This window comes from Streptomyces cyaneofuscatus (assembly GCF_000718135.1).
GTDB classification, from domain to species: domain Bacteria; phylum Actinomycetota; class Actinomycetes; order Streptomycetales; family Streptomycetaceae; genus Streptomyces; species Streptomyces cyaneofuscatus.
Map to the genome: position 1 here is coordinate 66,396 of NZ_JOEM01000022.1, position 26,570 is coordinate 92,965.

Below are 26,570 nucleotides of genomic sequence, written 5' to 3' on the forward strand. Positions count from 1 at the left end.
CACCGCTGCGCCCCCTCCGGGCGGCGTCCAGTGACGCGCCACCACTGGAGGACCATCGCGACGCGCATCACGATGTGTCCGAGGACACGGGCCTGCGAGCTTCGCCCTCCCCCAGGGCGTGTCCGGCAGTCGTAGAAGTCGGCCCTGAACCGGAGCAGCACGGTCAGGGGGCAGAGGCCCGTTTCGGTCCGTCCGGAAGAGCCCTCCCTCGTGTCCTCGGGGGAGGCTCCGACGAGCGGGGACCCGACCGCCCAGGCCTGGCGGTGCGATACGACCGTACGGATACGGTCGGGCGGATCCGCGTGTCTCGGCCCACCGGGCCGGAAGGGGCACGTACGGACGCCGCGCCCCCGTACGGACGTCAGGCCGTACGGAAGTGACGCTCCGTCCGGTCAGCGCCCGCCCGGCTGAAGTCCCCCCGGCTGAAGCCCGGCGTCGCGGGCGAGGAGGGCGGCCTGGACGCGGTTGTCGCAGTCGAGCTTGGTGAGGATGCGGCTGACGTACGTCTTCACCGTGGCCTCGCTCATATGCAGCCGCCGCCCCGCGTCCGCGTTGGAGAGCCCCTCCCCGAGCAGCGCCAGCACCTCGTGCTCCCGGGTGGTGAGCCCGTCGAGCCGGCGCCGCGCGGCCTCCCCGCGCGTGGTGGCCCCAGTGGCGGAGAGCACGTCCGCCACATGCCGGGTTGCCGCGGGTGAGAGATACGCGTTGCCCGCCGCCGCGGCCCGCACCGCCTGGATCAGCTCGTCGGGCGCGGAGTCCTTCAGCAGGAACCCCGCACCGCCGTGGCCGAGCGTCCGCAGTACGTTGTCACGCTCGCCGAAGGTGGTGAGGATCAGGACCCGTACCTTCGGCGCGGCGCGGCCGAGCTCGACCAGCGCCGTCAGCCCGTCCATCACCGGCATCTGGATGTCCAGCAGCGCCACGTTGACCCCGCCGCCCCGGGCCTTCTCCACCGCCTCGCGGCCGTCCCCGGCCTCGGCGACCACGTCGATGTCGTCGGCCGAGGTGAGGATCATTCTGATGCCGGCCCTGATGAGCGGCTCGTCATCGGCGACGAGGACCCGGATCACACAACCTCCTGCGCGGTGTCGATCATGACGTTGTCAAGGAGAACGGACGGAGTGGCACCGCCATCATGCCCTGTACCGGCAGACCCACCGCGCGGAGCCCGGCATCACTTCGCCTTGTACGTCTCCTTGGAGACCAACTTCCCGTCCCGGAAGCAGAACCGGAAGACGGTGAGTTCGTCGACCCCTTGGTCGTCCTTGGAGGTGAAGTGCCGGCACGTCGCCCCCTCGGGCAGTTCGGGCCCCTGGTCCGCCAGGTCCGAGGTGAGCCACGAGTCCTCCTTGGGGAGCCTGGCCTGGATGTCCGCCTCGGCATCCCCGACCTTCGCCTCCTCGAAGACGCTCGGCGAGATGTCCGCCTTCTTCACCTCTTCCGTCATGACGCCGATCCCCCAGACACCCAGGCCGATGACGCCTGCGACGAGGACGACGGCGGTGACGGCGCAGCCGATGGCGACGTTCTTCCTGGTACTCATAATGGCGGTGAACTCCCTCTGTGGATCGGCCCCGTTGATGACCGTTCCACCGTCGTCCACCGCCCCCGGACCCAGCTGCCCCCGAACGTCGCGAGCCGGTACGACTGAGGTCGCGCCGTACGGCCCCGCGCCCCGGGCACCGTTCCCCGCCCCGTGTCCCCCGAGGTGCCCCGCCCGGCCCTCCGCCCCGCTTCCCGCCTTGCTCTCCTCCCCGTACGGCAGCATCCCCGCGATCCGGAAGCCGCCGTCCTCGGTGGGCCCGGTGTGCACCATGCCGCCGACCCGGCCGACCCGCTCGTGCAGCCCTTTCAGCCCTTGGCCGCCGCTGATCTCCGGCGGCACCTCGGGCGCTCCGCCCGGCACGGGCCCGTTGGTGACCTCCACGACCAGGCTGTCCGGTTCGTACCGCAGGGCAAGGCGTATCGGGGCACCCGGCGCGTGCTTGTGGGCGTTGGTCAACCCCTCCTGGACGATGCGGTACGCCTCGTGGTCAGCGGCGGGCGCCAACGGCCTCCGGACACCGCTCCGGTCCAGCGACACCGCCGTGCCCGCGCCCCTGGACGACTCGACCAGGCCGTCGATGGCGGCGGTGGTACGGGGCGCGTACGGCACCGAGGCGCCGTCGCCCACCGGCTGCCGCTGGCGCCCCTGGTGTTCCCGGTGCTCCCCGTACTCCCGGTAGGAAATCTCCCCCTGGTTCCCCTGGTGAGACTGATGCCCCTGGTACTGCTGCTCGCTCTGTTGCTCCCAATACTCCGCCGCGTCGTGGAGCACCCCCACCGCCGCCCGCAACTCCGCCATCGCGGTGACGGAGGCGCCCCGGAGGATCCGTACGGCCTCCCGCTGGCTCCCGGTCAGCTCCGGGTCGACCTGGAGGGCGCCCGCGTGCACGGAGATCAGGGCGAGCTGATGGCCGAGGCTGTCGTGCATGTCATGGGCGATGCGGTTGCGCTCCAGCAACCGCGCCTCACGGGCCACCATCGCCTGCTCGCGCCTGAGTTGCTGATTGTTCTGCCACAACGCGCTGAGCAGTCGCCGCCGTTGGTCCCGGTAGCGGCCGACGAGGGCCGGCACCACGGCCAGGGTCAGGAATGTCACGACGTTCCACCCGAGGGTGACGGGCAGCACGGGCGCGGCCCCCGAGGTGATGTCGTGGTACAGGCCCGGGACGGTGTGGAGCACACACGCGGCCCCGAAGGCGGCGGCCACCCGCCAGGGTTCCGTGATCCGCCGCCCCGCCGACCAGGCGGCGCAGACCAGCAGCACGGTGGCCATGACGCTCCACCCCCCGGCCATCGGGGCGGAGAGGATGAGGACGGTCGCGGGCAGCGCGTGGCGCGCGGGCGCCAGCAGGGCCATCGCCCCGGCGAGGAGGACGGTCCGCGCGTCGAGCGTGTCCACCCACGCGCCGATGCCCGTGGCGAGCCCGGCGAGAGTGACGGCGAGCACCGCCTCCCCGACGATACGGGCGGGGCTCCAGAGCACACCGCCGCTCAACCGCCGCCGGAGGCCCCGAACGGCGAGCCCGGCGGAACGTACCCGTCGATCTCCCACATCCGTACCTGCCCTCACACTCACATCCACTTCCCTGTCCGCATACACCGGACCGACGGTAGGACCCCCGGAAGAACGCGTGCATCGGCCGAGCGTCGTGCCACCGTACGACGAAAGTTGACACCTTTCGTCGCCCAGGATCGCGACTTCCGGAGACTGCGCCGGGCCGGTCGTGCGGCCGACGATGGACGGACCGAATCGGGGCCACGCGGACAACGGGAGATGCCACATGGACAGCACGGGCACGGAGTCGAGTACAGGAACGGGCGCGGAGAAGGACAGGGCGGCCGTCAGCCTCACCAAGGCCACCCCCGCCCCAGTCCCGGCTCCCACCACTGCGGAAGCACCGGACATCCAGTCCCACGACACCTTCGTCATCAAGAAGACACTGAGCCTCACGGCCGGCGAGTACGTGGTGAGCGTGGCCCGGCCGGACGGCTCCGAGGGCCAGCCCGTCGCCTACGCACGCGAGAAGCAGCTGTCGCTCAGGGGACAGGTGACCGTCTATACGGACGCGTCCAGGAAGTCCGTTCTCGCCGCCTTCAAGGGCCGCAACCACGAAGTGGGCTACATGTACGACGTGCGGGACGCTTCGGGCCAGTCCTTGGGGTCGTTCTACGAGGACGCGGGCGCGTCCCTCCTCCGCAGGACATGGCAGGTGCGCCAGCCGGGGACGATGAAACTGACCGGCCGCGAGCACAGCCGGGTGGTGGCCTTCGTCCGGTTCATCTGGGAGTTCGTGCCGTATCTCGAATACGTACCGTTCATCTGGCCGTACCGCTTCGATTACACCGAGAGCGGCAAGCCGCTGATGACCGTCACCAAGAAGCTGGGGCTGCACACCCGGTACGTACTTGAGATCCTCGCGCCCGACATCGACCGCCGCCTCGCCATAGCCCACACGCTGGCTCTGGACGCCCTGGAAGTGGACTGACACGTACATCACTCCCGCTACGGCGATACAAGTCAGGTACGCCACGGACAGCCGTTGCGCGTCGTGTTGCCGGCACGCCACAGGCTCGGCGGTCTTGTCGTAGCGGGTCGCGATGCCGCGCCACTGCTTGAGCCGGTTGAAGCACCGTTCCACTACGTCGCGCCGCTTGTAGAGCTGCTTGTCGAAGCTTGGCGGGCGTCCGCCCCGGCTGCCGCGCCGGAGCCGGTTGCGGACCTGGTCGGCCCGCTCGGGGATGGTATGGCCGATGCAGCGACGCCTGAGCCAGGTTCGTATCGCGCGGGAGCTGTAGCCCTTGTCGCCCAGCACGTGAGCCGGCCGCACCCGGGGCCGCCCCGGCCCGGGGCGGGGCACCCGGATCGCTTCCATCACGGCGGTGAACTGCGTGCAGTCGTTGGTGTTCCCGCCCGTGAGAGCGAAGGCGAGCGGACGCCCGAAAGCGTCACAGGCCAGGTGAATCCTGCTGGTCAGGCCACGCCGCGAGCCTCCGAGGCATGGGGTGCGGCGTCCCCCGCCGCGTCCACCCGGGCCTGCGCGGCCCGGAGCATCCGCTCGAAGGCGCCGTCCAGGGCCCACCGGCGAAACCGGGTGTGCAGCGTCCACCACGGCCCATACCGCTCAGGCACGTCCGGCCAGGCCGTGCCGGTGCGGAACTTGCACACGATCCCGTTGAGCACCCTTCGATCGTCCCACCGCTTCCACCCCCGCAAGGACGCAGGCAGCAGCGGCCGGACGAACTCCTCTTCCTCATCGGACAGTTCATGGCGACGTATCACCCGCCCCTGAACCACCACTCAAGCTCAATCGAAGACACGACTAGGGCGTGTCCGGCGGATCAGGGCCGGACAGGCCGCGGCGTCTGGTGCGGTGCATCGCAAGGCGCTGGAACGTCCTCATCGCGGAGCGATTCGGGCGTTTCGGCAACGCCGCGAGGTGCCCTGCCAGGCGTCGTGGACCCGGTCAAGATCCGCCGGACACGACCTAGCGCCAAGGTCTCGGCGACTGCGCTCCGCCCGACGCCGAGTAGAACCGAAAGGGCACCGTTAGCCGAGGGAGTCCCCTGGGACTTCCAGCCCCACCAACCAGCATGGGCGTGAAACAACTGAAAGACTATTTGCGCAGGTCACTTCTCATCGTGGCAGGTCACCGCTGGCTGGTCTCTTCCGGGACACCTGACGTCCTTGAGGGAGCCTTGAGGGAGAGGGGCTCTCGTCACCGTCCCTGCCTGCCCGCCGGGGCGAGTTCGGCGAGCGCCCCGACAGCACGGTCGATCTCGGCCTCGGTGTTGTAGTAGTGGGGGGAGAGCCGCACCAGCGGGTGGACGTCCCGGTTCTCGGTGTCGAACTGGGTCTGCACCGGGTTCGTGACGCTGACGTTGATGCCCTGCGCGGCCAGGGCTGCGGCGGTGTCGGCCGCGGCCATGCCGTCGACCTTGCAGGTGACGATGGCGCACCGCCGCGTGCCGAGGTCGTGGGTGCTGACGCCGGGAACGACGTCGAGGCCCTCGCGCAGACGTGCGCCGAGGGCGAGGGCGCGGCGGCCGATCTCGTCGATGCCGAGGTCCATGGCCTGCTGGACGGCGGCGCCGAGGCCCAGCGTGTTGGCGTAGCTGACCTCCCAGGTCTCGAAACGCCGGGCGCCGTCGTGCCAGGTGAAACCGCGCCCGCCGTCCCAGGTGGCCGACGCCGTCTCCGCCACGTACGGCTCCAAACGGCCGAGCGCCTCGGGGCGGACCCACAGGAAGCCCGTGCCGCGCGGGCCGCGCAGGAACTTGCGGCCCGTGGCGGTGAGCATGTCGCAGCCCAGCTCCGCGACGTCCACGGGGAACTGCCCGACCGACTGGGTGGCGTCGAGGAGGAAGGGAACGCCGGCGGCACGGGTGAGGCGTCCGATCTCGGCGACGGGGTTGACCAGACCGCCGCTGGTCGGCACGTGGGTGACGCCCACCAGCTTGCAGCGGTCGTCGATCAGGTTCGCCAGGGCGGTGGTGTCGAGCTGACCGGACGCGTCGTCGGGGACGACGACGACCTCGGCACCGGTGCGCCGGGCTGTCTGCAGATAGGCCAGAACATTGCTGCCGTACTCGGAGCGGCCGGTGAGGATGCGGTCGCCCGGCTTGAACTCCATGGAGTAGAACGCGGCGTTCCAGGCGTGGGTGGCGTTGTCGAAGAGCGCGATCTCGTCCGCCCGGCCGCCCACCAGCCGGGCGATGTGCTCGTGGACGGCGTCGATCCGTTCGCGTTCCTGATCGGCGGCCTCGTAGCCGCCGATCGCGGCCTCCAGTTCCAGATGGGAGGTCACGGTCCGGAGCGTGCCCCGGGAGAGCAGGCCCGCGCCCGCGTTGTTGAGGTGGAGCCGGTTCGCCGTGCCCGGGGTGTCCCGGCGTAGCGCTTCGATGTCCATGCTCCCCATCCCGATTCCCGTCCGGTGCGGCGCCGTTCCGGCTCACGGCTCCCGGGCACCCTCCCAGTGGATCACGGTGCGGTCACCGCGGTCGAGGGTGCGGTCCGTCCGCCCGCTACGCGAACGGGGCCAGTTCGGCGGCCAGTTCCTCCAGGCTGTCCGCCCGCCAGTCGAAGGTGTCGGTGTCCTTCGGCGGGTCTCCACCGGGGCGGTGCACATAGGCCGTGCGCATGCCCAGGGCTTGGGCGCCCCGGAGATCCCAGGCGTGGGCGGCGATCATCACCGTACGCTCCGGCGGGCAGGCCGCGGTGTCGAGGGCGAGCTGGTAGACCGCCTTCAGCGGCTTGAACGCGCGGGCGTCCTCCGCCGAGAGCGCCTGGTGCCAGCGCAGCCCGGTGTGGGCGTTGAGGCGGAGCAGATCCGCGCGGGCGGCGTTCGTGAGACCGATGACCGGGAACAGGCGCGCGAGAGCGGCGAGGCCGGTGACGGAGTCCTCCCAAGGGGCCAGGCGCCGGGAGGCCGTGGCGAGACGCCGCAGGGCATCGCGGTCCGTGAGCCCGGCATCGCCGGCCACGCGCTCGACGGCCTCGCTGTCCAGGACCGTGGAGTTCGCGTAGGGCCGTTCGCCGTTCGCGATACGACGCTGTTCATGGGCGACGTGCTCCTCCCACTCGGCGAGCAGCCGGTCGGCGGCCGCCGCGTCCGCGGCAGGGAACGCTTCGCGGATCGCGGTCCGCAGCCCGCCCGGCTGATCGACCATCGTGCCGAGGACGTCGAAGACGGCGACCTCGATCCTGCTTGCCGGAGTCATCGGCCCGCCCCTTTCCACGCCCGGGCGTCGCGCTACGCGATCGCCGTCCCCGGCAGGCTGGCCTGCCGGCGGGCACAGAGACGCGATGGGGCCGATCGAGGGCGTGTCCTGGGCGGGCGAGGCCACGGAGCCGGGGAGTCCTGCCGGTCAAGGCCGGGGAGTCCTGCCAGTCAGGGCCGTAGGCGTCCTGCCGATCAGCGCCGTGGCGTCCTGCCGGTCAAGGCGGGTCCGTGAAAGGCCATCGTTGAGGCACCCGCGTTCGATTCCTGCCTTGCGGACGCTATCGCCTGTATACCGCTGGGTGTACCGTTGGCCAGGTGACCATCAGTAGTGAAACCCACGCGACGAGGACAAAGCGTCGGGGTGCCCACCATCTGACGCCGGCCGGTGTGAGAGTCCTCGAAACGGCCTCCCGGCTCTTCTACGATCTCGGGATCCGGGCCGTCGGCGTGGAGGCGATCGCGGAGCAGGCGGGCGTCACCAAGAAGACGCTCTACGACTGCTTCGGCTCCAAGGACGATCTCATCGTCGCCTACCTCCAGGCCCGGGACGGCCTGTGGAGGTCCATGCTGGTGAAGCACGTCAACGGCCACGAGGGGCCGCCGGGTGAGCGGATTCTCGCCACCTTCGGCGCACTGCAGGAGTGGTCGACCGAGCGGAACAAGCGGGGCTGCGCCTTCATCAACGCGTCGGTGGAGCTGGCCGAGGACCACCCGGCCCGCGAGGTCGCGCGGCACCAGAAGGCGTGGTTCCTCGGCTTTCTGGAGGACCTCGCGCGGGAGGGCGGTGCCCAGGCGCCCGGCGATCTGGCCGCCCAGGTGCTCATCCTGCACGAGGGAGCCTGCATCGCGGGTCCGATGGGTTCGGTGGACCAGGCCGTGCGTCGGGCGGAAGAGGTGGCGGCCGTCCTCATCGAGCGGTCGCTCGCCGCCTGACGCCAGACGCCAGGCGCCGGGCGCCGGGCACCGGGCGCCGGACACCGGGCGCCGGGATGAGCGCTTCAGGCGACGAGCGCCGCCTCGGTCTTCGCCCGGTCCTCCCCCTGTACGGCCGCGGTCCCGCCGTCCAGTTGCCGGCAGAGGTCCGCCGCGTAGACGCGTAGGAGATCGTGCATCAGATAGTGGCGCTCGTCCTGCTGCCGGATCAGATGAGCGCTCGCCAGATCGCGCAGCAGCCGTACGGCCTCGGCGTGGCTGACCCCCGCGGTGACCGCGGTGGCCGCGACGTCGATCACCTGGCCGGGCAGCAGCCCCAGCAGCCGGAATATCCGTGCGCTCGGCTCGTCGAGAGCCCGGTAGGACGCGTCGAACGTATGGCGCAGGGCCACGTCCCCTTCGGCGAGGGCCAGCCGGGCTTCCTCCGCCTTGAGTTCCGCGGCCAGCCGGTCGGCGCTGGGGTGCTGGCAGCTCACGATGTTCTCCGCCGCCAGCACCAGGGCCAGGGGGAGCCGCCCACACCGTTCCGCCAGCACCGTCAGTGCGGCGGGATCGGCGTCCGCGCGCGCGTCCCCGATCATGGCACGGAGCAGCATGGCCGCCTCCGGGCGGCACAGTTCCGTCATCGGCAGGGTGGCCGCGTCCACCCTGGACAGCAGACCGGGCAGGCGCGAACGGCTGGTCACCACGACGGCGCTGCCCGGCGAGCCGGGCAGCAGATGGTGCACCTGCTGGGCGTCGGCGGCGTTGTCCAGGACCAGCAGCACCTCGCGCCCGTGCAGATAGGAGCGGAAGGCGGCGGCCCGCTGATGCAGGTCGCCCGGCAGGCGCTCGCCGGGCACCCCCACCGCGTGGAGCAGATGCCCCAGGACGTCGAACGGGTCGGCTGCCTCTCCCGGCTCGGGGCCTTCGAGGTCGACGAACAGCTGCCCGTCGGCGAAGCGGCCGTCACAGACCGCCTGGTGTGCCCACTGGACGGCCAGGGCGGTCTTGCCGACGCCCGGAGGACCGTTGATCACCGCGACGGGCACGGCGAGGGACCGGTCGTCCCCGAGCCACTGGCTCAGCTGCTTCAGATGACGCCGCCTCCCTGTGAAGAAGCGCTTGGCCGCAGGGAGTTGGGCCGGATGAACCCATCCGGCACTCGGCCGGGAGGCGGCTTCGAGCGCCGTCGCGATGGCGGTGAACCTGCTCCCGGAGTCCAGCACCCGGTCGCAGGCCGCCCCGAGAACCACCGACGGCGTGCGCTTGCCGTTCTCCACCTTGCTGAGATGCCCTCGGTTGAAGTGCACCAGGCCGGCCAACTGCGTGAGCGAGAGCCCGCGCCGCTCGCGGTGGGCCCGGAGCAGGTGGCCGAACGTCCCTGGCGAGTCGGCACCGCACGGACAGTCCGGGCCGCCCGGTTCCGGTCGGCTTCCGGCACTGTCCTGCACTGAATTCCGTAACACTGCGAACTCCCTGAAGTCGTAGGACCGCGCCGTGGCTCCTGAGCGGCGCAGGCCGGCCGAGTGGTACTGCCGCTCAGGGCAGCGCCAGCAGATCGTCGAGCGTCGGGAACCGGGCGGCGATGTCGCCCGGGGGGAATCGGACACCGGACCGGTCGCCCCCACGGAGGAAGCGGACAGACGTGTAGCGGGGGGTCGCTCCGGCATCGAACCAGTGCCCCGTACGGCTGGGCACCGAAAGCAGGTCACCGGCCGTGCAGACCAGTGCGTAGACCTGGCCCGCGGCATGGAGGTAGTGGCAGCCGACACCCGCCACCAGGAAGCGCACCATGTCCTCCTCGTGCAGATGCCGCCGACGGAACTTCTCGCGGTTCGCCCGTGACCTCTGCGGCCCGGGACCGGCCGGCGCGGGGGTGAGGCGTCTGATGTCGACGGCCTGGTAGCCGTTCTCGGCGCTCACGTGGTCGATATGGCTCCGGTAGGCGTTCAGAATCGTCGCGTCGTCCGCGTCGACGGGAATCCGCCGGGCGGCGCGCCACCGGGAGAAACGCACCCCGACCCTCAGCAGTTGGGTACGTATGACCTCCGGGTCCTCCGACCGCAGCTGCACCGCGCCGGGGTCGCCGGCCGCCATGACCTGTAACAACGTCACCAGGTCTTCCCCTCGGCCTCCTCGGGGCCGGCAGCGGGCGCCGGCCGCAGGGCGCGGCCGAGTTCCCTGATCCGCTCCAGTCCGGACAGCGCTTCGTCCGGACTCCGGCCCCACGTGAAGACGGCCGAACCGTCGAACAGCACGGCGGTTACGGGGCCGGAGAGGTCGATGAGCTTCTCCAGGCCGGCCACGTCGTCCCGCCCGGACGTGCTCCGCGGGCCGGGGGCGACCGTCAGCACCGTCGCGCCGGCGGAAGGGGCCGCGCCGACCGCCTCCGTGAGAGCCACGGTGGCGGGTTCGCGCGTGTGGATCACGGCACCGCCGCCCGGAAGCTGACGGTGGATCGCGAGATGTGCCGGGGTCTCGGGGGGCGGCCAGGCGAGCTCCCCGAGCAGCGGCAGCCCCTCCTCCGGGTCGATCAGCACGGCGTTCCGGCCGGTCCGGGGTGGTTCCCCGTCCTCCTCGCCGGCCGAGATGACGACGGCCTCACCCGATCGGATCGAGACGCAGCCGGAAGCCTGTCCCGGCGGATCGGACCGGTCCAGCGACCGACAGGCGAGCAGCACCAGTTCACGGTGCCGTTCGACTTCCTCGTGGACCCGTACGGGCTTCACGGACTCCCCCTCGCTGTCATGGCGGTGATGTCCAGGGACCGTTCAGGCGCCTGGCCGGACACCGGGACTGGCACGCATGCCTCCCCCCGGAGCGAGGAGCGGCGACTATACCAACCGGTATAGATACAAGCTAGGGAGTCACTTCTCGCCGTGTCAACGGCGCCCCGGCGGATGGCCGGAAAGAGCCTCCGGCGGCCGATCCGGCCGATTCCCCTGCCCCTGGTGTCCGGGGAAGTGCAGGTGCGGGCGTCGGGAACGGACAGCGCTCCGCGGATAGGGCATCCAGCTGTTTGCGGGCGGTTCGGTGGTGCTGCTGTTGCCAGTCGGGTGGCAACAGAGTTGCCCTGTACACGGATTCCGGGGCGGTGCGACAGTGAGTACGCCTTCAGGGGAGGAGCAATGTCTCGTAGGGGCGCTATCCGGTGCACCACGCATTTCTCTGGGCGCCGACCGCAATTCTTCGTACCGGCAGAGCTTTTGCCATGTCGCAGGAGGCTGAGATGAGTTCACGTATCGACACCACGGAACTGGTTGTGTCCCCGAGCGAGTTCTTCCAGATCGGAAAGACCGAACGGATCCGCCCATCCGTGGAGATCACGCTGTCGGATCACTCCTACCTTCCGAAGGCGGACGATCCGCGAGCGGACTGGGTCGCCAGCGTCGCCGTACCCGCGTTCAAGACCCTGGCGCAGATGGGCTTCCTCGCCCCGAAGTTCTGCACCATCGGCACCGGGGCCGGCCTGGACGTCCTGGCCGCCGTGGAGATCCTCCGCTCGCGGTCGGTGGGCTTCACGGATCTGCACGAGGACGTTCTCGAGCACGCGCGGCAGAACATCCGCGGCAACCTCCTCGCCCAGGACATCGAACTGATCGGAGGCGCCGGGGACATCCTCGCGCCGCTCGCCGGCAAGGTCGCGCAGGTGGACGTCGTCTACGAGAACCTCCCCAACATCCCCATGGCGGGCGTCGGCGACCTCGACGACGGCCAGACGAGTTCGACGTTCATCGAGGAGCGGCGTGAGGAGGTCCCCGGCTTCGCCGAGAAGAATCTGGTCACCCTGCACTACCTCGCCCTGCAGCAGGCACACCCGATCCTCCGGGTCGGTGGCCGGGTGCTCTCGTCGATCGGGGCGCGGGTGCCGCTGTCGGAGATCCTGGCGCTGTCCAGTGCCGCCGGATACAACGGCGGCATCCTGACCTACACCTGGAAGATCCAGTCCGAACCCCTGGACGTCGTCGGGGGCTACGCCCGGTGGGAGCGGGAAGGGCTCGGGCCGTTCCACTTCTACCCGGTCGACGTCCTGCGCGAGGTTTTCGCCGGTCTCACGGTCGCGGCCGCCGGTGCGCAGGCCCTCCAGCTGGAGAAGGAACTCGCGCCGCACGAGATATCGGCGGTGGACGCCCTCACCCGGGTGGAAAGGGGCGAGAAGGTCGGTCACACCGTGGCCATCCTCGACTCCGTGAAAATCCCTGATTCCGCTCTCTGATCACCGAGCGCGGCGACCGGCCGTCCACCGGCCCGCTATGCCGTGACCTTCCCGTCACCTTCCCGACGCCGCTGATGTGAGGAATCGGAATGAATGTTCAGTCGGTCATCGGCAGAACACCTCTGGTGGAACTGACCACGTTCGATGTTCCCGTCGGCGTTCGCCTTTTCGCCAAGCTCGAATTCCTGAATCCGAGCGGCAGCATCAAGGACCGCATGGTCAGTCACATACTGGCCGACGCCGAGCGCCGCGGCCTGCTCCGGCCGGGCGGGACGATCGTCGAGAACACCTCGGGGAACACGGGCGCGGCGATCGCGATGATGGCGGCCACCCACGGGTACCGCGCCATTCTCACGATGCCGGACAAGGTCAGCGACGAAAAGCGGGACGCCCTGCGTGCCATGGGCGCCGAGGTCGTCGTCTGCCCGACCTCGGCCGCTCCCGGCTCGGCGAAGCACTACGTCACCTGCGCCCGGCGCATCCACGCCGAGACACCGGGCTCGTTCATGCTGAACCAGTACGACAACCCCCTCAACGCCGAAGCCCACTTCCGTTCCACGGGTCCGGAGATCCGGGAGGCGCTCGGCGACTCCGTGACGGCGTTCGTCGCCTCGGGCAGCACCGGCGGGACGATCTCCGGGATCTCCCGCTTCCTGAAGGAACAGAACCCGGACGTCACCTCGGTGCTGCTGGACCCGGTCGGCTCCATCTACCACCGCTACTTCCACGACGGGGTGGTCGACCCCACCGAGATCGCCCCGTACTTCGTCGAGGGCGTCGGCGAGGACCACCTGGCCGAGTGCATGGACTTCTCACTCATCGACGACGTCATGCGGTTCTCCGACGCCGACGCCTTCGCCACGTGCCACCACCTGGCGCGGCGCGAGGGCCTCGTCTGCGGTGGGACGGCCGGCGCCAACGTCTGGGGCGCCGTGCGCGTGGCCCGCTCGCTGGAGGGACCGGCCGTCGTCGTCACCGTGCTCCCGGACAGCGGGAGCAAGTACATGTCGAAGATCTACAACCCGAACTGGCTGAAGGAAAACGGATTCAGCTCCGGGGACACCTCCGAACGGAAAAGCGCTCTGTAATGGGAAGCACGCCGAAGAATGTCATCGCCGCACTGACGGCTGCCCTCCTGTGGGCCTTCGCCTTCGTGGCCCCGGCCGCGGTGCAACCCGCGAGTGAACTGCTCCTGGTGACCGGACGTTACTCCCTGTTCGGCCTCTGCGGACTCTACGTCCTGTGGCGGGGCCGGAAGCAGCTGAAGCTGATGCCCGTGCGGAGAGTCGTCTTCGGCCTGTGGATCGGTTTCGTCGGCTACTTCATCTTCTACGTCTGCGTCTCGTATTCGGCGACCATGGACAGCGGATTCATCACGGCCGTCGTCGTCGGATCGTCGCCGATCACCATCGCGGTGGCCGGGAACTTCGCGGAGAAGCGCATGCCCTGGCGTGAGCTGATCGCTCCCGTGGTCCTGATCATCATGGGGCTGGGGCTCCTCAGTGTCTCCGACCTCATCTCGGGGAAGGACCTCGAAGGCGCCAACGACTCGATCTTCGCGATCCTGCTCGCCATCGGCGCCATGCTGACCTGGTCCTACTTCGTGGTCCGCAACGCCCAGTCGCAGCGCACCTGGGAGACCAAGCCCGACCCCACCCTCTGGGCCGGACTCGTGGCCATGGGGGCCGGCGGCGCCTCGATGGTGCTGCTGCCCTTCGCCATCGCCTCGACTCCCCCCGAGACGTTCGAACCGTATCCGCTGTTCAAGATCATCGCGTGGTGTGTGTTCCTCGGGGTCATCGCCTCGTGGTGGGGGACCCTGATCTGGGTGAAGGCCGCACAGGGGATTCCCGTCCCCCTTGTCGGCCCGCTGCTCGCCACGGAGACCATCTTCGGAGCCATCCTCAGCCTTCCCGTGGAGAACCGCCTGCCCACCTGGTCGGAAGTGACCGGAGCGCTGTTCGTCCTCGCGGGCATCGCCGTCTACATGCTCTTCGACGTGAAGAACTCCCGACTGCGTGTCCGGGGCAGCCGGGACGCGGAAGGCGACGGCAACAAGAAAGCGGACACGTCAGAAGTACCTGCCCCTACCTGACAGAGAGGTCACTCCATGAGCAGCTCCTTCACGAACATCAAGCAGTCGCACGTCTTCTTCGAGGACGCCCCCGGCCTGAAGAACTACTACGAGAACTGGGCGACGGGCTACGACGCGGACCTCGCCGACCAGAAGTGGATCGCGCCGAGGGTCGCCGCGAACTTCGTGCACCTGCTCGCCTCCGCCTACGGAACACCGCAGACCGAGATATTCGACGCCGGCTGCGGCACCGGCCTCGTCGGCAGCGTCCTCCGGACGCTGGGCACGTACGAGATCGACGGCGTCGACCTCTCCGAGAACATGGCCGCCGAGGCACGGAAGACCGACGCCTACCGCAAGGTCTACGGCGGTGTGGACCTCTCGGTGCCGGAGCGGGACGAGCGGCTGTCCCAGTACGGCATCGTCGTCAGCAGCGGGGTCTTCACCCTCGGCCACGTCCGGCCGCCGGCGCTGCTCACCCTGATCGAGTACGCCAGGCCCGGCGGGCTGATCCTGGTCTCCACCCGGGGCTCCTACGCCACGGAGACCGGCTTCGAGGAGTTCGCGCTGTCGCCGGAGGTCGCCGCGCGCGCCACGCTCCTGTTCAAGATGCCGGACGCCGGCTACATCGCCGAAGAGGGCGCCGACTACTGGGTGTTCCGCAAGACCACGTCGTAGTCGTAGAGACAGGCTCCACCGTCCCCATCCGCCACGTCTCTGGAGCGCCCATGTCCCGCACCCTCTTCACCTCGGAGTCCGTGACCGAGGGGCACCCTGACAAGATCGCCGACCAGATAAGCGACACCGTTCTCGACGCACTGCTCAGCCGCGATCCCGCCGCACGCGTCGCGGTCGAGACACTGATCACCACCGGCCAGGTCCATGTCGCGGGCGAGGTGTCGACCACCGCCTACGTCGACATCGCGCACCTGGTGCGGCAGAAGATCATCGACATCGGGTACGACTCGTCCGTCAAGGGCTTCGACGGGGCGTCCTGCGGTGTGTCGGTGTCGATCGGCGCGCAGTCGCCGGACATCGCGCGGGGCGTCGACTCGGCGTACGAGAGGAGGGTGGAGGGCGAGCGGGACGAGCTCGGCGAACAGGGCGCGGGCGACCAGGGCCTGATGTTCGGATACGCGACCGTCGAGACGCCCACGCTCATGCCGCTTCCGATCGAGCTGGCCCACCGCCTCTCCCGGCGGCTGGCGGAGGTCCGCAAGGACGGCACCGTCCCCTATCTGCGACCGGACGGGAAGACCCAGGTCACCGTGGAGTACGTCGGGAGCCGCCCGGTCCGGCTCGACACCGTGGTGGTCTCCTCGCAGCACGCGGGCGACGTCGACCTGGACGGCACGCTCGCCCCCGACATCCGCGAGCACGTCGTCGAGCACGTGCTCACCGGGCTGGCGGAGGACGGCATCAAGGTGGAGACGGACGAGTACCGCCTCCTGACCAACCCGACCGGCCGATTCGAGATAGGCGGACCGATGGGGGACGCGGGCCTCACCGGGCGCAAGATCATCATCGATACGTACGGGGGCATGGCCCGTCACGGTGGTGGCGCGTTCTCCGGTAAGGACCCTTCCAAGGTGGACCGTTCAGCGGCCTACGCGACGCGCTGGGTCGCCAAGAACATCGTCGCGGCGGGTCTCGCGGCACGCTGCGAGATCCAGGTCGCCTATGCCATCGGGAAAGCCGAGCCGGTGGGGCTGCTGGTCGAGACCTTCGGTACGAACACGGTCGCCGTGTCCCGGATCGAGTCGGCCGTCCGGCAGGTCTTCGACCTCCGTCCGGCCGCGATCATCCGGGATCTCGACCTGCTGCGGCCCATCTACGCCCGGACCGCCGCCTACGGCCACTTCGGCCGTGAGCTGGAGGAGTTCACCTGGGAACGCACCGACCGTGCCGACGCCCTGCGGGCGGCGGTCGCGGCCGGCTGAGGGCGCCGGGCCCGGGTCCTCCCGGTCCTCCGGCCGGCGGTGCGCGGCTCCCCCGGGCCGCGCACCGCCGCATTCCCTCTCCCTCCCGCGCCGCGTCCACCACCGGCCACAGCTTCGAGGAGCGCCGTCCATGCGTATCGCCGTCACCGGGTCCATCGCGACCGACCATCTGCTGACCTTTCCCGGCCGCTTCGCCGAACAGCTGATCAAGGAACAGCTGGAGCGGGTGTCCCTGTCGTTCCTCGCCGACGCCCTTGAGGTGCGCAGGGGAGGCGTCGGCGCCAACATCTGTTTCGGACTAGGCCTGTTGGGGCTGGAGCCGACTCTCGTCGGCGCCGCGGGAGCGGACTTCGCGGAGTACGGCGCCTGGCTGCGGTCGCACGGCGTGGACACCTCCGCCGTCCGGGTCAGCGAATCCCTGCACACCGCACGGTTCGTCTGCACCACCGACGAGGACCAGAACCAGATCGCCACCTTCTACGCCGGGGCCATGGCCGAAGCCCGCCGGATCGACCTGGCGTCTCTCGCGGACCGGCCCGAACTGGTGCTCGTCGGCGCCGACGACCCCGAGGCCATGCTCCGGCACACCGCCACAGCCCACCGCCTCGGCATCCCGGTGGCGGCCGATCCCTCGCAGCAGCTGGCCCGCCTCGACCGCGACCAGGCCCGTCAACTGGTCGACGGGGCGCGGTGGCTGTTCACCAACGAGTACGAGGAGGCGCTGCTCGTCGAACGCACCGGATGGTCCAAGGCCGACCTCCTCGACCGCGTCGGCACCTGGATCACGACCCTGGGCGCGGACGGGGTCGCCCTGGCCCGTGGCGGCTCACCCGGACTGCGGGTCCCGGCCGTGCCCGCGGAGCGGATCGCCGATCCCACGGGTGCGGGAGACGCCTTCCGCTCCGGCTTCCTCGCCGGTACGGCATGGGGGTGGCCGCAGGAACAGGCGGCGCGACTGGGCTGCGCGCTGGCCACCACGGTGCTCGAAGCGATCGGCACGCAGGAGTACAAGCTGGCCCCGGCCGATCTGACAGCACGTATGGAACGCGCCTACGGCCCCGACGCGGCGCGCACCGCGGAACCGCGACTCGCCGAACTCCGCTGACGCGGACGGCCGCCGTCAGCAGGTTGTTGCTATACAGGTATGTATAGTTTTCATCAGGAGCCTTCCCGTAGCCCGGACCCGAGCCACGATGCAGGGAGATACCTGATGCGGACGCTGCTGCACAAAGCCTGGAACCTGTTGCGGGACATCGCGTACGGCGTCAACGCGGGGCACGCCATCAGACTGGGGCTGAAGGCTCCCGCCGGCCGACGCTGCGAGACTTCGTCCTGACGGTCGCGCGCCACTGAGGGGTCCCGCCGACCACACCGGCCCGGAGGCGGCCGGGCCGCGGAAGACCGCGGCCGCTCGCATACCACTCGCGGCCGTCGGCGGTCCGCACCATCGACCGTGCGGCATCCTGGCCCCATGTTCACCGTCATCGGCGGACTCCCCGGCACCGGCAAGACCACCCTGGCGCGGCTCCTGGCCGCACGTATCGGCGCCGCCCACCTGCGCGTCGACACGATCGAGCAGGCGATCGTCCGCTCGGGCCTGGCCGGGCATCCCGTCGGGCCGGCCGGCTACACCGTGGGGTACGCCCTGGCCGGGGACCACCTCCGGCAGGGGCTGTCCGTGATCGCGGAGTCCGTGAACCCGTCGGCCGTCGCCCGTGACGCCTGGCGGGACGTGGGCCTCGCGGCGGGCGTCCCGGCTGTCGAGGTCGAGGTGGTCTGCTCGGATGCGGCCGAGCACCGGCGCCGCATCGCCACCCGCTCCTCCGACATCCCCGGCCTGCCGCAGCCCGACTGGCAGCAGATCCTCGACCGGCCACTACCAGCCCTGGGACCGGGAGCACGTCGTCGTCGACACGGCGGGGCAGGAGCCGCAGGAGTCCCTCGCATCGCCCGTCCGCCGACTGCACGCGTAGTACCGGCGGCAGAGGCCGTACCGACCGCACCACGGCATGGCCCGCCCGGACGCGCCCACCCTGCGCGCACATCCCACCGGCCTTACTCTCTGTCCTGGAGCCGACACAGAAGGTGCCGGGCCCGCCTGCCCCACCCCGTGCAGGACCCGTACAGGAGGAGCCCATGCCGGAGCTGTTCATCGGCGGCCGGTGGACCGCCGCCGCCGACGGGGGCACGCGCGAGATCCGCTGCCCGGCCGACGGCACCCTGGTGGCCACCGTCGACGAGGGCGGTCGCTCGGATGCCGAGGCGGCCGTCGCCGCCGCCCGGGCCGCCTTCGACGACGGGCCCTGGCCCGGTACGCCGGCCGCCGAGCGCGGGCGGCTGCTGCTGCGGGTCGCCGAGCTGTTGGAGCGCGACAAGGGCATCTTCGCGCGGGCGGAGTCGCTGGACACCGGGAAGCGGCTGGTCGAGAGCGCGTACGACATGGACGACATCGCCAACTGCTTCCGCTACTTCGGCAATCTCGTCGCCGCCGGGGACGGGGGCCGGGTCGTCGACACCGGGATCGCGGACGTCGACAGCCGGATCACGCACGAGCCGGTCGGGGTCTGTGCCCTCATCACCCCGTGGAACTATCCGCTGCTCCAGACCGCGTGGAAGGTCGCCCCGGCGCTCGGGGCGGGCAACACCTTCGTCCTGAAACCCAGTGAGCTGACCCCGCACACCGCCGTCCTGCTCATGGGGCTGCTCGTCGAGGCCGAGCTGCCGGAGGGGGTCGCCAACCTGGTGCTCGGGGCGGGCGCGGCCGTGGGTGCGCCGCTCACCGAGGATCCGCGGGTGGACATGGTGTCGTTCACCGGAGGGCTCACCACCGGGCGGGCCATCATGGCGGCGGCCGCGCCGACCGTGAAGAAGGTCGCCCTGGAGCTGGGCGGCAAGAACCCGAACATCGTCTTCGCCGACGCCGACTTCGAGACCGCCGTCGACTACGGGCTGATGGCGGTCTTCCTGCACTCGGGGCAGGTCTGCTCGGCCGGGGCGCGGCTCCTGGTCCAGGACGAGCTGCACGACCGGTTCGTGGACGAGCTGGTGGCGCGGGCCCGCCGGATCAGGCTCGGCGGCCCCTTCGACGAGGACGCCCGGAGCGGTCCGCTGATCTCGGCCGCACACCGGGACAAGGTCGAGGCGTACGTGGCCGAGGGCATCGCCGAGGGCGCCGTACTGCGCTGCGGGGGTGCGCGGCCCGACGATCCCGCGCTGGCCGACGGCTTCTACTACCCGCCGACCGTGCTGGACGAGTGCACGTCCTCCATGTCGGTGGTGCGGGACGAGTCGTTCGGGCCGGTGCTCACGGTGGAACGGTTCCGGAACGAGGACGAGGCCGTGCGGCTGGCCAACGACACCGTGTACGGGCTGGCGGGAGCGGTCTGGACGCAGGACGGCGGGCGCGCCCACCGGGTGGCCTCGCGGCTGCGCGCCGGCACCGTGTGGATCAACGACTTCCACCCCTACGTACCGCAGGCGGAATGGGGCGGCATGAAGCAGTCCGGCTTCGGCCGTGAGCTGGGACCGGCGGGGCTCGCCGAGTACCAGGAGGCCAAGCACATCTGGCGCAATGCCGCCGCCACTCCGCAGCGGTGGTTCGAGTGAGCGGCCCGGGACCCGGGAACGGGGAGAGGACCCAGACCCAGCACGACGACGACGCGCTCGGCGAGCTGGGCTACAAGCCCGAACTCAAGCGCACCCTCGGCAACTTCCACACCTTCGCCGCCGGGATCAGCTACATCTCGATCCTCACCGGCACCTTCCAGCTCTTCTACTTCGGCGTCAGCTTCGGCGGTCCCGCCTACTGGTGGTCCTGGCCGATGGTCTTCTGCGGGCAGCTGATGGTGGCCCTGTGCTTCTGCGAGCTGGCGGCCCGCTATCCGGTGGCCGGTTCGGTCTACAACTGGGCCAAGAAGATGGGCGGCCCGCACGTGGGCTGGCTCGGCGGCTGGATGATGATGACGGCCACCATGGTCACGCTCTCGGCGGTGGCGCTGGCCTACCAGATCACGCTGCCGCAGATCGACAGCTGGTTCCAGTTCATCGGCGACGGCAGCGGCCGGAACGACCAGGCGGCCAACGCGGTCCTCCTCGGCACGGTGCTCATCCTCTTCTCCACGCTGGTGAACGCGTTCGGCATCAAGCTGATGGCCCGGATCAACTCCGCGGGTGTCTTCATCGAGCTGGTCGCCGCCGTCGCCCTGATCATCTTCCTGGGCGCGCACATCACCCGGGGCCCCAGCACGGCCCTGACGGAGACGTACGGCCTCGGCAGCGGCCAGTCGCTCGGCTACTTCGGCGCGTTCCTCACCGCGTCGCTCGCCTCCGCCTATGTGATGTACGGCTTCGACACCGCCTCCTCCCTCGGCGAGGAGTCGCACAACCCGGGCCGCAACGCGCCCCGCGCCATCCTGCGGGCGCTCATCGCGTCCTTCACCATCGGCGCGTTCATCCTGCTGTTCGCCCTGCTGGCGGTGCCGGACCTGAAGGCCGAGGAGCTGTCCACGGGCGGGCTCCAGTACGTGGTGCTGGCGACGCTCGGCGAGACCATCGGGGAGATCTTCCTCTGGTCGGTGGTCGTCGCGATCACGGTCTGCGTGCTGGCCGTGCAGGCGGCCGGGATCCGGCTGATGTTCGCCATGGCCCGGGACAACAACCTCCCCGCCGGCTCGAAGCTGGCCCGGGTCAGCCCCCGGTTCCAGACACCGGTGGTGCCCGCCGTGCTGATCGGGGTGGTCGGCGTGGTGATCCTGGTGGTCAACATCAACCAGCCGCAGATCTTCTCGGTGATCACCAGCATCGCCATCATCATGATCTACGTGGCCTATCTGCTGGTCACCGTGCCCATGCTGCTGCGCCGGCTGCGCGGCACCTGGGAGCCGCGTGAGGGCGCCTTCTCGCTGGGCAGGTGGGGGCTGCCGGTCAACGTCCTCGCGGTGCTCTGGGGCACGGCGATGTCCCTCAACCTGGCCTGGCCGCGCGCCGAGGTCTACAACGCGACGGGCCCGCAGCACTGGTACCTGCGGTGGGGCGCGTTCCTCTTCATCGGCGTCGTCGCGCTGGGCGGCTTCGCCTACTACTGGTTCGTCCAGCGGCACCGTACGGGCGTGCTCGCCGAACACCGCTTCGAGGCCGAGGACCCCACCGCTCCCCCGCCGAACCGCCGAACCGCCGAACCGCCGAACCTCTGAACCCTGGAGACGCGATGCCCGCTCAGAGCCCTGCGCCCACGTACGACTACGTCGTGGTCGGCGGCGGTACGGCCGGTGCCGTCGTCGCCGCCCGGCTCACCGAGGACCCGGACGTCACCGTCTGCGTACTCGAAGCCGGACCGTCGGACGTCGGTGACGACAGCATCCTGCGGCTGGACCGGTGGATGGCGCTGCTGGAGTCCGGTTACGACTGGGACTATCCGGTGGAGCCGCAGGAGTACGGCAACAGCTTCATGCGGCACGCCCGCGCCAAGGTGCTCGGCGGCTGCTCCTCGCACAACTCGTGCATCGCCTTCTGGGCCCCGGCCGAGGATCTCGACGAGTGGGGCGCGCTGGGCTGCACCGGCTGGAGCGCGGCCGACTGCTTCCCGCTGTACAAACGGCTGGAGACGAACGACGCGCCCGGCGACCACCACGGCCGCTCCGGCCCGGTCACCCTCCGGACGGTCCCGGCCGACGACCCGTGCGGTACGGCGCTGCTGGAGGCGTGCGCGGAGGCCGGGATCCCCACCACCCCGTTCAACACGGGCACCACGGTGGTCCGGGGCGCGCACTGGTTCCAGATCAACGCCCGCGAGGACGGGACCCGTTCCTCGGCCTCGGTCTCGTACCTCCATCCCGTCCTCGGGAAGCGGCCCAACCTGGAGCTGCGGACCGGGCTGCAGGCGAAGCGGCTGCTGTTCGACGGCGAGGACGAGCAGCGGTGCACCGGTGTGGAGTACCTGGAGCCCGACACCGTGCACAGCGGCAGGGTGTACGCCCGGCGCGAAGTGGTCGTGGCCTGCGGGGCGATCGACTCCCCCAAGCTGCTGATGCTCTCCGGGATCGGCCCGGCCGGCCATCTGCGGGAGACCGGGATCGAGGTCCGGGTGGACTCCCCCGGCGTCGGCTCGCACCTCCAGGACCATCCGGAGGGCGTGATCATGTGGGAGGCGAAGCAGCCCATGGTCACCACCTCCACCCAGTGGTGGGAGATCGGGATCTTCGCCGACACGGAACCGGGCCTGGACCGGCCGGACCTGATGTTCCACTACGGCTCGGTGCCGTTCGACCTGAACACCTACCGGCGCGGCTACCCCACCTCCGAGAACGCGTTCTGCCTCACCCCGAACGTCACCCGGGCCCGCTCCCGGGGCACGGTCCGGCTCCGCACCCGGGACTTCCGGGACAAGCCCCGGGTCGATCCTCGCTACTTCACCGACGAGCACGACGTACGGGTGATGACGTACGGGCTCCGCCTCGCCCGGGAGATCGTGGCGAAGCCGCCGATGGCCGCCTGGGCGGGCACCGAGCTGGCCCCGGGAGCGGGCGCGACCACGGACGCCGAGCTGTTCGACTACATCCGGGAGACGCACAACACCGTCTACCACCCGGCGGGGACGGTACGGATGGGTGCGGTGGACGACCCGGACTCCCCGCTCGACCCGCAGCTGCGGGTCAAGGGGGTCACCGGACTGCGGGTGGCCGACGCGTCGGTGATGCCGGTGCTCACCACGGCCAATCCGTGCATCACGACGATGATGATCGGCGAGAAGTGCGCCGATCTGATCAAGGAGAGCTGAGCCGCCCGGTCCCCTACGCGCACACCCACCTATTCGCACACCCGTACGAATAGCGTTACGCTCGTCCCATGTCCGTACACCTCCAGACCTCACTCTTCGACCAGGGGGACGAGGTCGCCGTCCGCCCTCTGGACGGGCTGCGCCGTGAGCATCTCGGCCACGGCGCCTGGATCGACGTCCTGCCGCAGTGGCTCCAGGGGGCCGATGCCCTGTTCGAGACGCTGGCACGCGAGGTGGCCTGGCGGGCGGAGCAGCGGGTGATGTACGAGCGGGTGGTGGCGGTCCCGCGCCTGCTGGCCTTCTTCGGCGGCGGCGATCCCCTGCCGCACCCCGCGCTGGACGCGGCCCGTACGGCGCTGAGCGCGCACTACGCGGCCGAGCTCGGCGAGCCGTTCACCACGGCGGGGCTCTGCTACTACCGGGACGGCCGGGACGGGGTCGCCTGGCACGGTGACACGATCGGCCGAGGCTCCACCGAGGACACCATGGTGGCGATCCTCTCCGTGGGAGCCCCCCGGCACCTGGCGCTGCGGCCTCGCCGCCCGGGCCCCGTCCCCGTACGCCGGTCGCTCGGACACGGCGACCTGATCGTCATGGGCGGCAGCTGCCAGCGCACCTGGGAGCACGCGATCCCCAAGACGGCCCGCGCGGCGGGGCCGCGGATCAGCGTCCAGTTCCGGCCCGACGGGGTGCGCTGACCGCACCGCCTGCCGCACCGGCGGGTGCCGGATCGCGCCCCGATCGGCCGTGGAGCGGGCATACCGCAGTTGTGCCCGCCGAGGCCAGGGCGGATTCTGAGGACCATGGACCAGGCCGGTGTGGCGCGGTGAGCGCGACCAGAGCGGCGGATGCCGCCGACGACTTCCGTGGCCCCCTGGACATCGCCAGGGCGGCCACGGTGGTTCTGGACGGCCGGGACACGGTCGTCGGCTGGAGTCCCGCCGCCACCGAGCTGCTGGGGTTCGGTGCACGCGAGGCCGTCGGGCGGCCGCTGACCGCGTTCCTGTCGCCGCTGCCCGCCGAAGGTCCCCTCCCGGCGGCCACGGACCGCCCCGGGCCCGGACCGAGCCCCGGCCCCGGCCCGCCGTCCGGCGGCAACGAGATCCGGCTCGCGCGTCACCGGGACGGCCATGAGCTGCTGGTGGCGACCACGGTGTGCCCGCTCGCGGGCGGGACGGACGGGACAGGCCGGACGGGCGGAGCCGGCGGGCTCGGCGCGGACTCCCCGGGCCGGGTGCTGGTCGCGGCCGAGCTCGGGGCGCTGCGGCAGTGGGAGTCCCGGCTCGCCCTGCTCCAGGGGCTCGCCACCCAGTCGCCCGTCGGCCTGGCGATCTACGACACCGATCTCCGGCTGACCTGGAGCAACACCGCCTACGAGCGGGAGATCGGCAAGCCGCTCGCCGAGTACCGGGGCATGCGGGCCGACGAGCTGTACTCCGGGGGCACCTTCGTCACCCCCGGGTACCCGAAGACGCTCGACGCCGTGATGCACCACGTGATCGACACCGGCGAACCCATCCTGGACCTGCACTTCGAGGGGATTCCGCCGAGCGACCCGGGTACGGAGCACCTGTGGTCGTGCTCGTACTACCGGCTCCAGGACGCGAACGGGCATGTGTTCGGGGTCTGCGAGGACGCCTTCGACATCTCCGACCGCCAGCGCGCCCAGCAGCGCCTCGCCCTGCTGGTGGAGGTCGGCCGCCGGATCGGCACGGTCCTGGACGTGGTCACCACCGCCGAGGAGATCGCCGAGGTGACCGTGCCGGAGTTCGCCGCCGCCGTACGGGTCGACATCGCGCGGGTGACGGTGATGAGCGGGGAGCTCCCGGCGACCGGGAGTTCGGCGGCCATGGACCTGCTGCGGGTCGGTGAGCACTCCGTGGACCCGGCGGCGGCCGACGCGGCCGAACCGCTGTATCCGGGGGCGCCGGGAAGTCCGGCCGACCGCTATCCCCCGGTCACCTATCCGCCGGGCTCGCCGCAGGACCGCTCTCTGGCCTCGGGCGGTCTGGTGCTCGACGACAACGTCCTGGTCGTACCGTTGCGCGTCAGCGGCAGCGTGCTGGGGCTCGTCACCTTCGTACGGAGTCCGCGCCCCGAGGTGTCCGACCGTCCGCTCTCCCGCGGTCCCGCCAACACCTTCGACAACGGTGAGGTCGCCCTGGCCGACGAGCTGGCGGCGCGGGCGGCGGTCTGCATCGACAACGCCCGCCGCTTCACCCGTGAGCGCTCCGCCTCCCTCGCCCTCCAGCGGCAGCTGCTGCCCCACCATGTGCCGCCGCAGTCGGCGGTCGAGATCGCCTACCGCTATCTGCCGTCGGACGATGTGACGGGGGTCGGCGGTGACTGGTTCGACGTGATCCCGCTCTCCGGGACCCGGGTCGGCCTGGTGGTCGGGGACGTGGTCGGCCACGGCCTCCAGGCAGCCGCCACCATGGGCCGGCTCCGCACGAGCGTGCGCGCCTTCGCCCAGCTGGACATGGCCCCGGACGAGCTGCTGACCCGGCTGGACGACCTGGTGGGGCAGCCGCTGGACGAGCGGCCGGGTACGCGGGACGGCGCGGCCTCCGACGCGTACGACGAGCTGACCACGGGGGCGACCTGTCTGTACGCGGTGTACGACCCGGTCTCGCGGCGCTGCGTCATGGCGCGCGCCGGGCATCTGCCGCCGGCGGTCGTGCACCCCGACGGGCGGGTCACGTTCCCGGACCTGCCGGCCGGGCCGCCGCTGGGGCTGGGGGGCCTGCCCTTCGAGTCCATGGAGATCGAGCTGCCGGTGGGGAGCCTGCTGGCGCTGTTCACGGACGGTCTGGTGGAGGCCCGCGACCACGACATCGACCAAGGGCTGGACGCGCTGGGCCGGGTGCTGGGCGACCCGGGCGCCTCGCTGGAGGAGCTGTGCGACCGGGCCGTCTCGGAGCTGGTGCCGGACGCCACGACCGCCGACGACACCGCCCTCCTCCTGGCCAGGACCTGGCAGCTGGACGAAGGGCAGGTCGCGGAGTGGGAGCTGCCGGCGGAGGCGGTGGCGGTGGGGCGGGCGCGTGAACTGGCCACCCGTCAACTGGGCGTCTGGGGGCTGGAGGAGCTGTCCTTCGCCACCGAACTGGTCGTCAGCGAGCTGGTCACCAACGCGGTCCGGTACGGGGGCGGACCGCTGCGGCTGCGCCTCATCCGGGACCGGACCCTGCTGTGCGAGGTCGCGGACACCGGCCACACCTCGCCGCATCTGCGGCACAGCGCGGAGGACGACGAGGGCGGGCGCGGGCTGTTCATCGTCGCCCAGCTCGTCCAGCGGTGGGGGACGCGCTACACCCCGGCGGGGAAGACGATCTGGACGGAACAGGCCTTTCCGCCGGTCGAGTTCGGCTGAATCTGATCGCTT

At 70.8% G+C, this 26,570-nt stretch carries 20 protein-coding genes and 2 pseudogenes; 14 read left to right on the top strand and 8 right to left on the bottom strand.

All coding sequences use genetic code 11. From position 1 onward, the window contains the following. Window positions 1-392 precede the first annotated feature (392 nt). Together IF17_RS0129755 and IF17_RS0129760 are read right to left on the bottom strand one after the other, a co-directional pair. The gene (locus IF17_RS0129755; RefSeq protein WP_030572449.1) at window positions 393-1,070 is read right to left on the bottom strand and encodes a response regulator transcription factor; all 678 of its coding nucleotides are present in this window, start codon (window positions 1,068-1,070) and stop codon (window positions 393-395) included. 104 nt (window positions 1,071-1,174) lie between these two features. After that, a complete protein-coding gene (locus tag IF17_RS0129760) occupies window positions 1,175-3,028 on the bottom strand; it encodes a sensor histidine kinase (protein ID WP_244890560.1) in 1,854 nt (617 codons plus the stop codon). A gap of 298 nt (window positions 3,029-3,326) precedes the next feature. On the opposite strand from IF17_RS0129760, the gene IF17_RS0129765 reads away from it, so the two are divergent. Continuing rightward, entirely contained in the window at window positions 3,327-4,031 is a 705-nt protein-coding gene (locus IF17_RS0129765; protein ID WP_030572455.1) for an LURP-one-related family protein, read from the top strand. An 87-nt stretch (window positions 4,032-4,118) separates the two neighbouring features. Here the strand turns inward: IF17_RS0129765 and IF17_RS1000000138120 are convergent. From IF17_RS1000000138120 to IF17_RS0129780, 3 genes and pseudogenes are all read right to left on the bottom strand, one after another. Further along, window positions 4,119-4,774 (bottom strand): annotated as a pseudogene (locus tag IF17_RS1000000138120) (IS5 family transposase); the annotation flags it as partial. A 487-nt stretch (window positions 4,775-5,261) separates the two neighbouring features. Continuing rightward, window positions 5,262-6,452: an aminotransferase class V-fold PLP-dependent enzyme gene (locus IF17_RS0129775; protein ID WP_244890561.1), complete on the bottom strand. Its 1,191-nt coding sequence runs from the start codon at window positions 6,450-6,452 to the stop codon at window positions 5,262-5,264. 115 nt (window positions 6,453-6,567) lie between these two features. Beyond that, window positions 6,568-7,263 carry a haloacid dehalogenase type II gene (locus tag IF17_RS0129780; protein ID WP_030572465.1) on the bottom strand — a complete coding sequence of 232 codons (696 nt, stop codon included), beginning with the start codon at window positions 7,261-7,263 and terminating at the stop codon, window positions 6,568-6,570. Window positions 7,264-7,652: 389 nt separating this feature from the next. Between IF17_RS0129780 and IF17_RS0129785 the strand changes: the two genes are divergently transcribed. Then, the gene (locus tag IF17_RS0129785; RefSeq protein WP_018514457.1) at window positions 7,653-8,198 is read left to right on the top strand and encodes a TetR/AcrR family transcriptional regulator; all 546 of its coding nucleotides are present in this window, start codon (window positions 7,653-7,655) and stop codon (window positions 8,196-8,198) included. Window positions 8,199-8,263: 65 nt separating this feature from the next. On the opposite strand, the gene IF17_RS0129790 is transcribed toward IF17_RS0129785, so the two are convergent. From IF17_RS0129790 to IF17_RS0129800, 3 genes are all read right to left on the bottom strand, one after another. After that, the gene (locus IF17_RS0129790; RefSeq protein WP_164235377.1) at window positions 8,264-9,646 is read right to left on the bottom strand and encodes a helix-turn-helix domain-containing protein; all 1,383 of its coding nucleotides are present in this window, start codon (window positions 9,644-9,646) and stop codon (window positions 8,264-8,266) included. Window positions 9,647-9,719: 73 nt separating this feature from the next. After that, window positions 9,720-10,295 (bottom strand): hypothetical protein, encoded by a 576-nt coding sequence (locus tag IF17_RS0129795; RefSeq protein WP_030572471.1) that lies wholly within the window; start codon window positions 10,293-10,295, stop codon window positions 9,720-9,722. Continuing rightward, complete coding sequence (locus IF17_RS0129800; RefSeq protein WP_030572474.1) at window positions 10,292-10,909, bottom strand: class II aldolase/adducin family protein; 618 nt, start codon at window positions 10,907-10,909, stop codon at window positions 10,292-10,294. Before IF17_RS0129800 ends, IF17_RS0129795 begins: the two co-directional genes overlap by 4 nt. A gap of 500 nt (window positions 10,910-11,409) precedes the next feature. Between IF17_RS0129800 and IF17_RS0129805 the strand changes: the two genes are divergently transcribed. The 12 genes and pseudogenes from IF17_RS0129805 to IF17_RS0129865 all read left to right on the top strand — a co-directional run bounded on the left by IF17_RS0129805 (window position 11,410) and on the right by IF17_RS0129865 (window position 26,558). Further along, on the top strand, window positions 11,410-12,396 hold the full coding sequence (locus IF17_RS0129805; RefSeq protein WP_030572477.1) for a class I SAM-dependent methyltransferase: 987 nt from the start codon (window positions 11,410-11,412) through the stop codon (window positions 12,394-12,396). Between the two features lie 89 nt (window positions 12,397-12,485). Continuing rightward, window positions 12,486-13,484, top strand: a complete 999-nt coding sequence (locus IF17_RS0129810; RefSeq protein ID WP_030572481.1) for a PLP-dependent cysteine synthase family protein — start codon at window positions 12,486-12,488, stop codon at window positions 13,482-13,484. Continuing rightward, window positions 13,484-14,491: a DMT family transporter gene (locus tag IF17_RS0129815; protein ID WP_030572484.1), complete on the top strand. Its 1,008-nt coding sequence runs from the start codon at window positions 13,484-13,486 to the stop codon at window positions 14,489-14,491. Before IF17_RS0129810 ends, IF17_RS0129815 begins: the two co-directional genes overlap by 1 nt. A gap of 15 nt (window positions 14,492-14,506) precedes the next feature. Further along, window positions 14,507-15,148 (top strand): class I SAM-dependent DNA methyltransferase, encoded by a 642-nt coding sequence (locus IF17_RS0129820; RefSeq protein ID WP_018514450.1) that lies wholly within the window; start codon window positions 14,507-14,509, stop codon window positions 15,146-15,148. A 50-nt stretch (window positions 15,149-15,198) separates the two neighbouring features. Continuing rightward, window positions 15,199-16,410 (top strand): methionine adenosyltransferase, encoded by a 1,212-nt coding sequence (gene metK / locus IF17_RS0129825; RefSeq protein ID WP_030572487.1) that lies wholly within the window; start codon window positions 15,199-15,201, stop codon window positions 16,408-16,410. A gap of 130 nt (window positions 16,411-16,540) precedes the next feature. Beyond that, window positions 16,541-17,515, top strand: a complete 975-nt coding sequence (locus tag IF17_RS0129830) for a carbohydrate kinase family protein (protein WP_030572490.1) — start codon at window positions 16,541-16,543, stop codon at window positions 17,513-17,515. A gap of 366 nt (window positions 17,516-17,881) precedes the next feature. Next, window positions 17,882-18,383: pseudogene (locus IF17_RS1000000138125) on the top strand (P-loop nucleotide/nucleoside kinase family protein). 163 nt (window positions 18,384-18,546) lie between these two features. Further along, on the top strand, window positions 18,547-20,016 hold the full coding sequence (locus IF17_RS0129845; protein WP_030572494.1) for an aldehyde dehydrogenase family protein: 1,470 nt from the start codon (window positions 18,547-18,549) through the stop codon (window positions 20,014-20,016). Beyond that, entirely contained in the window at window positions 20,004-21,602 is a 1,599-nt protein-coding gene (locus IF17_RS0129850; protein WP_030572496.1) for an APC family permease, read from the top strand. Before IF17_RS0129845 ends, IF17_RS0129850 begins: the two co-directional genes overlap by 13 nt. A 14-nt stretch (window positions 21,603-21,616) precedes the next feature. Next, window positions 21,617-23,185, top strand: coding sequence for a GMC family oxidoreductase (locus tag IF17_RS0129855; RefSeq protein WP_030572498.1), 1,569 nt, complete (start codon window positions 21,617-21,619; stop codon window positions 23,183-23,185). A 68-nt stretch (window positions 23,186-23,253) separates the two neighbouring features. Continuing rightward, the gene (locus IF17_RS0129860; protein ID WP_030572501.1) at window positions 23,254-23,883 is read left to right on the top strand and encodes an alpha-ketoglutarate-dependent dioxygenase AlkB; all 630 of its coding nucleotides are present in this window, start codon (window positions 23,254-23,256) and stop codon (window positions 23,881-23,883) included. A 128-nt stretch (window positions 23,884-24,011) separates the two neighbouring features. Continuing rightward, complete coding sequence (locus IF17_RS0129865; RefSeq protein WP_030572505.1) at window positions 24,012-26,558, top strand: SpoIIE family protein phosphatase; 2,547 nt, start codon at window positions 24,012-24,014, stop codon at window positions 26,556-26,558. Window positions 26,559-26,570: the final 12 nt, after the last annotated feature.